This window comes from Bradyrhizobium jicamae, assembly GCF_018130695.1.
GTDB lineage: Bacteria > Pseudomonadota > Alphaproteobacteria > Rhizobiales > Xanthobacteraceae > Bradyrhizobium > Bradyrhizobium jicamae_B.
Window position 1 is genome coordinate 476,525 of record NZ_JAFCJX010000001.1, and the last position, 12,370, is coordinate 488,894.

Sequence of the window (12,370 nt, forward strand, 5' to 3'; positions counted from 1 at the left end):
CATGGCCGACATCACCTGCAAACTACTGGTCATCGGCGCCGGTCCCGGCGGCTACACCTGCGCGATCCGCGCCGGACAGCTCGGCATCGACGCCGTGATCGTCGAAGCGGACAGACCGGGAGGAACCTGCCTCAACATCGGCTGCATCCCCTCAAAGGCCCTGATCCATGCGGCCGAGGCCTACGAGACGGTGGCGCGGGCGGCCGACGGCAACGCGGCACTCGGCATCTCCACCGCAAAGCCTTCCCTCGATTTCGCCAAGACAATCGCCTGGAAAGACGACATCGTGCGCCGCCTCAATGGCGGCGTGAGCGGGCTGTTGAAGCGCGCCGGCGTCAGGTCCGTCGCCGGACGCGCGAGCTTTCACGACGGCAAGACAGTCGCAGTCGAGACCACCAACGGCGTCCAGCTGATCCATGCCGAAACGATCGTGATCGCCACAGGCTCGGTGCCGATCGAACTTTCCTCCCTTCCCTTCGGCGGCCGCGTCATCTCATCGACAGAGGCCCTGGCGTTGGCCGAGGTGCCGAACGGGCTGGTCGTGGTCGGCGGCGGTTATATCGGCCTCGAGCTCGGCACGGCCTTCGCCAAGCTCGGCGCAGATGTCACCGTGGTCGAAGCCGCGCCGCGCATCCTGCCACAATATGACGGCGAGCTGAGCGAGCCTGTTGCGAAGCGGCTTCGCACGCTGGGTGTGACTGTTCTGACAAGCGCGAGGGCGATGGGCCTGAACGCTGACGGCACCGCACTTGTCGTCGAGACCGCCGACGGCGGGCAGACGACGATCGAAGCCGACAAGATCCTCGTCACCGTCGGCCGCAAACCTGCGACCTCAGGCTTTGGCCTCGAGCTGCTCGATCTCGACATGAACGGCCCCTTCATCCGCATCGACGATCGATGCCGGACCTCGATGCGCGGCGTCTTCGCGATCGGCGACGTCACGGGCGAGCCGATGCTGGCGCACCGCGCGATGGCGCAGGGCGAGATGGCGGCCGAGATCATCGCCGGCCACCGCCGCGCCTGGGATCATGTCGCCATCCCCGCGATCTGCTTCACCGATCCTGAAATCGTCACCGTCGGCCTGTCGCCGGGCGAGGCGCGCGACAAGGGGTTTGAGATCAAGACCGATCTGTTCCCGTTCAAGGCCAACGGCCGTGCGCTGACGCTCGATCGCGACGACGGTTTTGTCCGTACCGTCGCGCGGGCCGACAATCACGCCCTGCTCGGCATCCAGGGCGTGGGCGTCGGCCTCGCCGAACTGTCAGCGGCCTTCAGCCTGGCGCTGGAGATGGGTGCACGCCTGGAAGACATCGCGCTGACCATCCATGCACATCCAACGCTCGGCGAAGGCCTCCACGAAGCCGCGCTGAAATCGCTGGGGCACGCGATTCACATCTAGCGCTGACGGCTCTCCATCAATCGCAAAATCTTGTTGCGATAGGTATCGAGGATCACGGCGAGCACGATGACGGCACCGATCACGATCGGCTTCACATTGTCTTCCGCACCGAGCAACTGCAGGCCGGTCGACAGCACCTGCAAAATGCAGGCGCCGACCAGCGTGCCGATGATCGAGCCCTTGCCGCCGGACAGGCTGGTGCCGCCGATGATCACGGCCGCAATCGCGTTGAGCTCATAGCCGATGCCGGCGATCGGGCTGCCGACATTGAGGCGAAGCAGATAGACCATCGCGGCGATCCCCGCGGTGAGGCCGGAGATCGTGAATGCCGCGATCTTGATCGCGCGCGGATTGTGGCCGGACAGCCGTACCGCCTCTTCATTGGTGCCGATCGCGAAGGTGAAGCGGCCGAACACCGTGAAGCGCAGGATGAACCAGCCGACCAGCACGACGCCGACCGCGATCAGGAAGATCGACGGGAAGACGCCCCAGAAGATCAGGTTGCCGAACTCGACGAAGGGCTGCGGCAGGCCGCTGATGGTGGAGTTGTTGGACACCACGCGCGCCAAGCCGCTCGCGATGTTCAGCATGCCCAGGGTGACGATGAAGGACGGCAGCTTCCACTTCTCGCACACCCAGCCATTGATGGCGCCGCAGATCGCGCCGGTGCCGAGACAGGCGAAGAACGCCAGCGTGATCGAGGTCCCCGCCGACAGCCGCTCGTCGGTCATGATGGTGGCGCCGACGACAGTACACAATGCGAGCACTGAGCCGACCGACAAGTCGATGCCGCCGGTCAGAATGACAAACGTCATGCCGGCCGCAAGCACGGTGTTGATCGCGATCTGGACGAAGATTTTCAGGAAATTTCCTGTCGTCGCGAAGTAAGGCGCGGTCGCGGAGAAGAACAGCACGATCAAGACCAGCGCGACCGCAACGCCGGCCTCGCGCATCGAGATGCGCAAGAGATTGTCCCAGGTCGCGCCCGACTTCTGCGTGGCTGCGCCGTCAACTTGCTCGGACACGTCCGTACTCCTGATAGGCGAGAGAGAGGATGCGGTGCTCGTCGAATTCGGCGCGCGGTACTTCGCCTGATATCCGCCCCTTCGAGAACACCAGGATCCGATGGCAGATCGCCATCAATTCCGGAAGATCGGAGGACACGACCAGGATGCCCTTGCCCTCGGCCGCGAGATTACCGAGCAGCTCATAGATCTCGGCCTTGGCGCCGACATCGATTCCGCGCGTCGGCTCGTCGAAGATCAGAGTCTTCGGCCCGCGGAACAGCCATTTCGCGATCACGACCTTCTGCTGGTTGCCGCCGGAGAAGGTTCGCACCGCCTGATGGATCGACGGCGTCTTGACCCGCAATCCCCTGACCAGCCGCGCCGCAGCGTCGTTCTCGTCCTTGCGCTGCAGCAGCCCGCGCCGCGACACCCGCGTCAGATCCGTGATGGTCATGTTCTCGGCGCAGCTCATCTCGAGCAGCAGCCCCTGCCCCTTGCGATCCTCGGTCGCGAGGCACAGCCCGTGCGCCACCGCATCCTTCGGCGAAGCGATCTCGACCTCCTGGCCCTCGATCCGGATCGTGCCGCCGGCCTTGGGGTCGGCGCCGAACAGCGCGCGGACCACTTCGGTGCGACCGGAGCCGACGAGGCCGGCGATGCCGACGATCTCGCCCTTGCCGACCGAGAACGAAATTTCGGGACTGTCGGCCGCAAGCTTCAAACCGCTCACCCCGAGCGCTTCCTCGCCATCAGGTGCAGCCGTGCCGATTGCACCATGATCGGCGATGGTGCGGCCGACCATGAGTTCGACGATGTTGGGGATGCTGAGGCCATCGAGCGCGCGGGTCGTCACATGCTGGCCGTCGCGCAGCACGGTCACCTCATCGCCGACCTCAAAGATTTCCTCAAGCCGATGCGAGATGTAGAGCGTAGTGACGCCCTTTGCCTTCAGCCGATGCAGGATCGCGAACAGGCGATCGACCTCGCGCGCGGTCAGCGTGGCGGTCGGCTCGTCAAGCACCAGCAGCTTGCTCTCGTGGCATAGTGCCTTGGCAATCTCGACCAGCTGCATCTGCGCGACGCCGAGCCGGCCGACCTCCGTGGTCGGCGCAACATCGAGCCCGACTTCGGCGAGCAGCTCCGCCGCGCGGCGGTTCATCTCGCGGTAATTGACCAGGCCCCAGCGGCTCGGCACCTGCTCGAACAGCAGATTCTCCGCCACCGACAGGTTCGACAGCAGATGCAATTCCTGGTGCACGACGCGGATCCCGGCCTTGAAGGCCTCGAGCGGCGACGCCGGCTGATAGCGCGCGCCGGCGAACCAGATCTCGCCATCGTCCGGCTGCAGCACGCCGCCGAGCAGATTGATCAGGGTCGATTTGCCGGCGCCGTTCTCGCCGAGCAGCACATGGCCGGAGCCGCGTGCGATCTCAAAGGACACGTCGCGCAACGCGACGACGCCGGGAAAGCGCTTGCCGACCGATTGCAGCCTGAGGATCGGCTGCTCGGTCGTCGCTGCGGTCTCCGCGCGCGGACGGCTCACTTCATCGCCATGCATCTGAGGGAGCGCTCCCCGCGTTGCGCCAACCGGCGAACGGACATCGACGCGGATCATCTTCGTCAGAATCGTGACGCCGACAAGCCATCGGCGTCACGATGATCGCGAAGACCGGATCGGGGGCCGTTATGACAGATCCTTGGCCTGGACCAGCTTGACGTCGGTCTTGATCCAGCCGGTGAACTTCTCGCCGCCCAGCTGACGCAGGCCGTACTTGACGCCGTTCACCGCCATGTCGGCGCCGAACTGCTCGACGGTCGCCAGCATCTTGCCGCTCTTGATCAAGGGCTGCACCGGCGGAATGTTGTCGAAGCCGACCACCTTGATCTTGCCGCTCTTGCCGGTGGCATCGAGCGCCTTGACGACGCCGAGCGCCATCGAGTCGTTGGCGGCCATCACGCCCTGGATGTCCTGATACTTGGTCAGGAAGTTGGTCATCAGCGTGTTGGCTTCCTCGGTCTCCCAATGCGCCGTCTTGCTGTCGAGCAGCTGCAGCTTGCCCTCGGCAATCGAGTCCATGAAGCCCTGCTTGCGCTGCTTGCCATTGTCGGCCTCGGGGTTGCCTTCGAGGATGACGACCTTGCCGCCCGCGCCGAGGTCCTTGGCGAGCGCGTCACCGGCGAGCTTGGCGCCGGCCTGGTTGTCGGGACCGAAGAACGCGAGATCGATGCCCGCGGCCTTCTTGGCGCCGGCGTCGAGCGGCACGTCGATATTGACGACGGTGATGCCGGCCTTGACGGCCTTGGCGAGCGGCGTCGCCATCGCCTTGGAGTCCGCGGGCGCGACGACGATGATGTCGTATTTCTGGGTGATGAAGTTCTCGACGGCGTCGACCTGCGCAGCGAAGTCGCGCTCGTCCTTCATGCCGACCGCCTTGAAGTCGAACTTGTCCTTGTTCGCGGCGGCGTATTTATCCGCGCCGGCCTGCATCTGCTTGAAGAATTCGTTGGAGAGCGACTTCATCACCAAGCCGACCTTCGGCTTGCCGGCGGCAAAGGTCGGGCGAAGGCCCGCCATGATGCTGATGGTGCCCGCGGCGCCGGCCCACACGATGTGACGGCGGCTCAATCCCGGCTTGGACGTACGATGCGTCGACTTCGTCATTTCCACCTCCCTCTGTGAACGTTTTCGTGTGCCGGACCCGATGCCCCGGCTTGATGAAACGTTTCCAGATTCGGACGTACCAGAAGTACCGGCGGGTTTCAAGTCATCACACCCCATGCCTAGACCACGCATCATTTTCCTCTGTGTTTTACGGATAATTCCTAGAATTGGATCGACAACTCGCCTTTCCGCCCCTAGTTGCCGTCTGGCGGTTACCGGCTATAGTTATGAACCGTTTCCAAATGGACAGAGAGACTGACCTAGCTGTCTCGTCCGAAGCACGGCGGTCGTCGCCGCCAGTTGCTGGTCATCTTTCCGTCGCGCTATTGACTGAGGCCTGATGACAAAGCGTGGAATCAAGGATGTTGCGCAGCGCGCCGGCGTCGCCGTGGGCACCGTCTCGCGCGTCTTGAACGAGCATCCATCCGTGAACGCGGACGTGCGGGCGCGGGTCAAGGCCGTGATCGCCGAGCTCGGCTATCGGCCGGATCCGTTTGCGCGCAGCATGCGCAGCAAGGTCAGCCGGCTGATCGGGATCGTCATCCCCGATCTGACCAACCCGTTCTTCGCCGAGCTCGTGCAGTGTGCCGAGCGCGCCGCCGCCGATCACAGCCACAACGTCATCTTCATGAGCTCGTTCGACGATGCCGTGAAGGAAGCCGATCGGCTGGCGCAACTGGCCGGGCGCAAGGTCGACGGCATCATCATCGTTCCCTGCAACAGCCCCCACTCCATCAAGGCGCCGAAGGGCCTGCCGCTGATCACGGTCGATCGCCTGCTGGCGGATCATCCCGGTGTTGCCGCAGACAATCGCGGCGGTGCGCGCATTGCGGTGGATTATCTCGCCAAGCTCGGCCACCGCCGCATCGCCTGCATCGCGGGCCCTGCCGGCTCGCGCCCGGCAGAGGATCGGCTGCAGGGCTACCTCGACGTCATGACCACGCTGCCGCAGGGCCGCGCGAAAATTGAACCGCTCTTCGTCAACGCGGCGTTCGACTATGAGAGCGGGCGCGCCGCGGGCGCCTTCCTGCTGGCCCGGCCGCGCGACGAGCGGCCGACCGCGATCTTCGCCAGCTCCGATCAGCAGGCGATCGGCTGCCTGCGCGCGGCCAATGACCTGGGCATTCCGATTCCGGCGGGACTTTCGGTGGTCGGCTTCGACGGCATCCCGCTCTCGAACCTGATCACGCCGCGCCTGACCACGATCGTGCAGCCGATGGCGCAGATTGCGGAGGCCGCGATCTCCTCGCTGCTGGGGCGGCGCGACATGCCGGAGGTCGGCAAGCCCGATCTGTTTCAATGCGAGCTCGCGATCCGCGAGTCCTCGGCTGCGCCACTGCTTGAGCCGACGGCAGTCGCAGCCCGTTAATGCGGCAAACCGCGCTGCCGTTGATGGCCGTCATCATTCAAGGCGAGTGCGCAGTCTCTGCCACAATCCCGGCGTTCGTCCCGTCCCCGCCAAAAGGCCAACAGGGAAGCACACCAGACAAGTTGCCCGGCCTTTCCGATTTGTCATACGATGAGGCCTTGAAAGGCCGACAGCTGAAGAGGACGGACATCATGGTCAACCGCCGCGAAATGGCATCGATTTTGGGACTGGGCGCGGTCGCCGCTGCGACGGCAGCCGGGGCGGTCTCGCAGGCCGCGGCGCAGGCGGCCGATCCCAACGAATCCACCTTCGCCCGCATCCGCCGCACCAAGAAGATGCGGATCGGCGCGGTCGGTGGCGGCGCGCCCTATTACATGAAGGATCTCTCGAGCGGCCAGTGGAAGGGATTCTACATCGACATCGCCAAGGGCCTCGCCGACGACATGGAGGCCGAACTCGAGATCACCGAGACCACCTGGGGCAATTCGGTGCTCGACCTGCAGTCGAACAAGATCGACATCTTCTTCGGCCTCAACCCGACACCGAAGCGCGCGCTGGTGGTCGATTTCTCGGTGCCGGTGTTCAACAACGCCTTTGGCATCCTCTGCAAGAAGGACTTCAAGCCGAAGAGCTGGGCCGAATTGAACTCGCCCGACGTCAAGATCGCCGTCGACCAGGGCTCCTCGCACGACCAGGTGGTCAGCCGCCTGACGCCGAAGGCGCAGATCTCGCGGCTGAAGACCGCCGATGATGCCACCGCCGCGCTGCAGACCGGCCGCGTCGACGCGCAGTGCCTGATCACCATGCTGTCGCTGACCGTGCTGAAGAAGAATCCCTCGCTCGGCCAGTTCGTGCTGCCGACGCCGATCTTCGCCACCACCTCCAATGCCGGCTTCCGCCGCGAGAACGACAAGACCTGGCGCGACTACGTCAACACCTGGATCGACTTCAACAAGGGCCTCGGCTTCATCCGCAACGCCATCATCACCAACATGGAGCTGGTCGGCGTGACGGAGGCGGATATTCCGCCGGGCGTGTCATTGTAAGATGTGACGCGTTGAGACGAGCTGGATCCGCTTGCTCCGTTGCGCCCCCTCTCCCGCTTGCGGGGGAGGGTTGGGGTGGGGGTGTCTCCACAAACGAGACTCCCCAAGAGGAAAGAGCCCTCACCCGCACCGCATCTTCGATGCGATGCGACCTCCCCGCAAGCGGGGGAGGTGAAACAAGAAAGCACGCATGTATCATTGGGATTTCGGCATCCTCTGGGGCTATCGCTGGCTCTTCCTGAACGGGCTCGGCGTCACTGTCGGCTTCACCGTCGTCATCGTGGTCTGCGGCCTGCTCTGCGGCCTCATCGCCGCTTTCGGCATGCTGTCGCGCTTTGCCTGGGTGCGCGCGGTCGCCCTCGTCTTCATCGAAGCCTTCCGCTGCACGCCGATCCTGGTGCAGCTGATCTGGTTCTACTACGCGCTGCCGATCCTGGCCGGCGTCGAGATGACGCCAATCACGGCCTCGGCCCTGGCGCTCTCGCTCTATGGCGGCTCGTTCTATTCGGAGATCATCCGCGGCGGCATCGTCTCGATCGATCGCGGCCAGTCGGAGGCTGGCGCAGCCCTCGGCATGACGCCGCGGCAGACCATGACGCGCATCGTGCTGCCGCAGGCGATCAAGCGGATGATCCCGGCGCTGATGAATCAGTCGATCATCCAGTTCAAGAACACCTCGCTGGTCTCGGTGCTCGCGGTGCCGGACCTGGTCTATCAGAGCCAGGTCGCCGCCCATGACAGCTACCGGCCGCTGGAAACCTACACGGCGGTGGCGCTCGCCTATGCCGCGATCCTGATCCCTCTCACCATTCTCGTCCGCCGCGGCGAGAAGCGAATGGCGGTGAGCGAATGAGCGAGACCGCCAAGATCGAGGTCCGTTCGCTGCGCAAGAGTTTTGGCAGCAACGAGGTTTTGAAGGGCATCGGCCTCGACGTCGCCAAGGGCGGCGTGGTCGCGCTGATCGGGCCGTCGGGCTCGGGCAAGTCCACCCTGCTCCGCTGCATCAATCTGCTGGTCGTCCCCGACGGCGGCAGCGTGCGCGTCGGCGACACGCGCTTTGCGTTCGGCGAGGGCACGAAGCTGCCTGATGTGAAAACACTGGCGCGCTTTCGCGCCACCACAGGCATGGTGTTCCAGCACTTCAATCTGTTCCCGCACATGACGACGTTGCAGAACGTGATGGAGGGACCGATCACGGTCCGGCGGATGGCGAAAGCCGACGCCGAAAAGCTCGCACGCACGCAACTCGCAAAGGTCGGCCTCGCCGAGAAGGCCGATCAATATCCGGCGACGCTCTCCGGCGGCCAGAAGCAGCGCGTCGCCATCGCCCGCGCGCTCGCGATGGAGCCTGACGTGATGCTGTTCGACGAGGCCACCTCGGCGCTCGACCCGGAACTGGTCGGCGAAGTCCTCAACGTGATCCAGCAGCTGGCCTCGGAAGGCATGACGATGGTGATCGTCACCCACGAGATCGCCTTCGCCCGTGAGGTCGCTGACCGCGTCGTCTTCATGCGCGACGGCGTCGTGGTCGAGGAAGGCCCGGCGCGGCAGGTGATCGACACGCCGCGCGAGGCTGCAACGCGCGCCTTCCTCAGCCATTTCCACCGCACCGGCGCCCTGCCGCCGGCCAACGCAGCATCGTGATGCCCGACATCAACCGCGCCTATCTCGTCACCGGCGCCGCCAGCGGCATCGGCCGCGCCACGGCAAAACTGCTCGCAAGCTCCGGCACGGCGCTGCTCCTGCACACCCGCGCCAATGCTGCCGGACTCGATGCAACGGCCGCGGATGCGGAAGCACAAGGCGCCGTCGTTGCAAAATGTCTCGGCGATCTCGCCGACGAAGCCGTCACCTCTGATGCGGTCGCGACCGCACAGCGCAACTTCGGCCGGCTTGATGCACTGATCCTGGTCGGCGGCTCAGCCCGCCGCGGCAGCGCCATCGGCGTCTCGCCGCAGCAATTCCATCAGGCGATGGACGAATCCGCCCTCGCCCTCCCGCGGTTGACGGAAGCCGCGCTGCCCCTGCTGCGTGCGGCAACCGACCCACGGATCGTCGCAGTCTCGTCCTTTGTCGCGCACGCGATTCGTCCCGAGCTCGCGCCGTTCGCGGCAACCGCGGCGAGCCGCGCGGCACTGGAAGCGATGGTGCGGCTGATGGCCGTCGAGCTTGCCGGCGACGGCATCACCGTCAACGCCGTCGCGCCCGGCCTGATCGCAAAGGATAAACCGAGCGAAGGCAAGCTCTCGCCCGAGCAGATCGCCCGCACCGAGGCGATGATTCCGCTTCGCCGTCGCGGACGGCCGGACGAAGTCGCCGCTGTCATCGCTTTCCTCGCCTCATCAGCCGCGTCTTATGTCACCGGCCAGGTCTGGCACGTCAATGGAGGCCTCACATGACCGGCGCAACCGTCGAACGCATCAGGCTGTTCCTGATCGAAAGCCCGATCAAGATGGCGCGGCTGCAGGGCGTTGGCAACGTCAAGGGCACGGTCAAGCGCGTGCTGGTCGAGCTCACCGCAAGTGACGGTGTCGTCGGCTGGGGCGAAGCCGCGCCATGGGAGGTGTTCACGGGCACGCCGGAGGCGGCATTTGCCGCGCTCGACATCTATCTGCGCCCGATCGTGTCAGGCAAGCCGGTGCGCCGCATCCGCGCGCTGATGGCGGAGCTCGACCGCGCGCTGGTCGGCCACGCCGAGGCCAAGGTCGCGATCGAAATGGCCCTGCTCGACATCGTCGGCAAATCGTCGGGCCTGTCGGTCGCCGATCTGCTCGGCGGGCGCGTGCGCGACACCATCCCGCTGTCCTTCTCGATCGCCGACCCTGATTTCGCCGCCGATCTCGAGCGCATGCGAAAGATGGTGCCCGACGGCAACGTCATCTACAAGGTCAAGACCGGCGTGAAGCCGCATCGCGAGGATCTCGACCACCTCGCCGCCATCCGCAAGGAATTCGGCGACGCCGTCGACCTGCGCGTCGACTACAACCAGGCGCTGGCGCCGTTTGGTGCGATAAAAATCCTGCGCGACGTCGAGCAGTTCGCACCGACCTTCATCGAGCAGCCGGTGCCGCGCAAATATCTCGACGTCATGGCGCAGCTCACCGCGGCGCTGGAAACGCCGGTGCTCGCCGACGAAAGCTGTTTTGATCGCCGCGACATGATGGAGGTGGTGCGCCGCCAGGCCGCCGATGCCGTCTCGATCAAGCTGATGAAGGCCGGCGGCCTGTTCGAAGCACAGGCGATCATGGCGATATCAGACATCGCGGGTCTCCCCGGCTATGGCGGCACGCTGTGGGAAGGTGGCATCGGGCTCGCCGCCGGCACGCAGCTGATCGCGGCGACGCCGGGCATCTCGCTCGGCTGCGAGTTCTACATGCCGCATCACGTGCTGACCGAGGACGTGTTGGAACAGCGCGTCGCGAACCGCGCCGGCCATGTCGTTGTCCCCGACGGCCCGGGCCTCGGCATCACCGTCAGCGAAGCCTCGATCCGCAGCAATGCGCGCGTGCTGGCGACCGCATAAGACAATCTAAATGCGATCTATGCATAGATCATGATTTTTTTGCATCAGCGTCTCTCGGCTTTTCCGGGTCAGGCTGCTGCAAGCAGATTGACAATCCGCGCGATGCCGGACCAAGTTGTTCCATGTGAGCGAACAATCCGCCGTTGACGCGACGAATGTTGCTGGCTGTGTCGCAATGTCGGCCACAACCGCGCGCAACGATGGGCACGATCCCGGGCAACGATGCCCAGGCAAGCAGGAGGCACCACGATGAATCCGCCCACCTTCCGATCAGCGCGTCTCAGGAATGTCACGCTCGCAGCGATCGGCCTCGCGCTCTGTTCATCTCCGATCAACTTTGCCGCAAAGGCCGCCGATCCACCGCGCATCCTGGTGCTCGCGACCGGCGGCACGATCGCCGGCCAGGCCGATCCGCGCGCCACCGGAGCCTACAAGTCCGGGCAGATCACCGGCGAGCAGCTGGTCGCCTCCGTGCCGGGCCTCGGGCAGCTGGCAAAACTCAACGCCGAGCAGATCTCGTCGATCGGCTCGCAGGACATGAACGACAAGGTCTGGTTCGCGCTGGCGCGTCGCATCCAGCAGGCGTTCGACAAGGATGAGGCCGACGGCGTCGTCATCACCCACGGCACCGACACGCTTGAGGAGACCGCGTTCTTCCTCGACAATGTCATCAAGGGCGACAAGCCCGTGGTCATCGTCGGCTCGATGCGGCCGGCCACCGCCGTCAGCGCCGACGGTCCAAGCAACATCTACGAGGCCGTGCAGGTTGCCGCCGATCCGCGCTCGCGTGGGCGCGGCGTCATGGCCGTGCTGAATGACAAGATCGAGGGCGCACGTGCGGTGACCAAGACCAACACCACGAGCCTGGAGACCTTCAACTCGCCGATCAGCGGCCCGATCGGATATGTCGACACCGCCGGCGGCGTCCGCTTCATGGCGCAGACGACGGGCTTGAAGCGCGGCAACTATGCGCTGCCCTCGGGCGACCAACTGCCGCGGGTTGCGATCGTCTATTCCCACGCCAACATGGACGCCATCCCGATCGAGGACGCGATCTCCCACGGCGCCAAGGGCATCGTGCTGGCCGGCGTCGGCGATGGCAACAGCTCGAAATCGGCGATCGATGCACTGGAGGCGGCAGCGAAGAAGGGCATCGTCGTGGTCCGCGCCACGCGGGTGCGATCCGGCTTCGTCACCCGGAACGTCGAGGTCGATGACGACAAGAATGGCTTTGTCGTCTCCGAGGATCTCAATCCGCAGAAGGCGCGCGTCCTCACCCAGCTCCTGATCGCAAACGGCATGACGGCGCCGGGCGACATGCAGAAAGCCTTTACGGCCACCTGGTGATCTAATCACCCTGCTCG

General features: G+C 65.1%; 11 protein-coding genes. 8 read left to right on the plus strand and 3 right to left on the minus strand.

Annotated features, from left to right (window positions below; translation table 11 throughout):
• Position 1 precedes the first annotated feature (1 nt).
• Positions 2-1,399, plus strand: a complete 1,398-nt coding sequence (gene lpdA / locus JQ604_RS02225; protein ID WP_212352498.1) for a dihydrolipoyl dehydrogenase — start codon at positions 2-4, stop codon at positions 1,397-1,399.
• Here the strand turns inward: lpdA and JQ604_RS02230 are convergent.
• From JQ604_RS02230 to JQ604_RS02240, 3 genes are all read right to left on the minus strand, one after another.
• The gene (locus tag JQ604_RS02230; protein ID WP_212352750.1) at positions 1,396-2,352 is read right to left on the minus strand and encodes an ABC transporter permease; all 957 of its coding nucleotides are present in this window, start codon (positions 2,350-2,352) and stop codon (positions 1,396-1,398) included. The two genes, lpdA and JQ604_RS02230, sit on opposite strands and share 4 nt — an antisense overlap.
• A 55-nt stretch (positions 2,353-2,407) precedes the next feature.
• Positions 2,408-3,964 carry a sugar ABC transporter ATP-binding protein gene (locus JQ604_RS02235; RefSeq protein WP_212352500.1) on the minus strand — a complete coding sequence of 519 codons (1,557 nt, stop codon included), beginning with the start codon at positions 3,962-3,964 and terminating at the stop codon, positions 2,408-2,410.
• Positions 3,965-4,090: 126 nt separating this feature from the next.
• On the minus strand, positions 4,091-5,068 hold the full coding sequence (locus JQ604_RS02240) for a sugar ABC transporter substrate-binding protein (RefSeq protein WP_212352502.1): 978 nt from the start codon (positions 5,066-5,068) through the stop codon (positions 4,091-4,093).
• 340 nt (positions 5,069-5,408) lie between these two features.
• On the opposite strand from JQ604_RS02240, the gene JQ604_RS02245 reads away from it, so the two are divergent.
• The 7 genes from JQ604_RS02245 (at position 5,409) to JQ604_RS02275 (ending at position 12,353) form a co-directional block, all read left to right on the plus strand.
• Positions 5,409-6,437: a LacI family DNA-binding transcriptional regulator gene (locus tag JQ604_RS02245; protein ID WP_212352504.1), complete on the plus strand. Its 1,029-nt coding sequence runs from the start codon at positions 5,409-5,411 to the stop codon at positions 6,435-6,437.
• A 191-nt stretch (positions 6,438-6,628) separates the two neighbouring features.
• Positions 6,629-7,483: a transporter substrate-binding domain-containing protein gene (locus tag JQ604_RS02250; RefSeq protein WP_212352506.1), complete on the plus strand. Its 855-nt coding sequence runs from the start codon at positions 6,629-6,631 to the stop codon at positions 7,481-7,483.
• Positions 7,484-7,673: 190 nt separating this feature from the next.
• The gene (locus JQ604_RS02255) at positions 7,674-8,336 is read left to right on the plus strand and encodes an amino acid ABC transporter permease (protein WP_212352508.1); all 663 of its coding nucleotides are present in this window, start codon (positions 7,674-7,676) and stop codon (positions 8,334-8,336) included.
• Entirely contained in the window at positions 8,333-9,127 is a 795-nt protein-coding gene (locus JQ604_RS02260) for an amino acid ABC transporter ATP-binding protein (protein WP_212352510.1), read from the plus strand. The genes JQ604_RS02255 and JQ604_RS02260 overlap by 4 nt, the downstream gene beginning before the upstream one ends.
• Positions 9,127-9,882 (plus strand): SDR family NAD(P)-dependent oxidoreductase, encoded by a 756-nt coding sequence (locus JQ604_RS02265; protein ID WP_212352512.1) that lies wholly within the window; start codon positions 9,127-9,129, stop codon positions 9,880-9,882. Before JQ604_RS02260 ends, JQ604_RS02265 begins: the two co-directional genes overlap by 1 nt.
• Positions 9,879-11,006 (plus strand): muconate cycloisomerase family protein, encoded by a 1,128-nt coding sequence (locus tag JQ604_RS02270; protein WP_212352514.1) that lies wholly within the window; start codon positions 9,879-9,881, stop codon positions 11,004-11,006. Before JQ604_RS02265 ends, JQ604_RS02270 begins: the two co-directional genes overlap by 4 nt.
• Before the next feature lie 249 nt (positions 11,007-11,255).
• Positions 11,256-12,353 (plus strand): asparaginase, encoded by a 1,098-nt coding sequence (locus tag JQ604_RS02275; protein WP_212352516.1) that lies wholly within the window; start codon positions 11,256-11,258, stop codon positions 12,351-12,353.
• Positions 12,354-12,370: the final 17 nt, after the last annotated feature.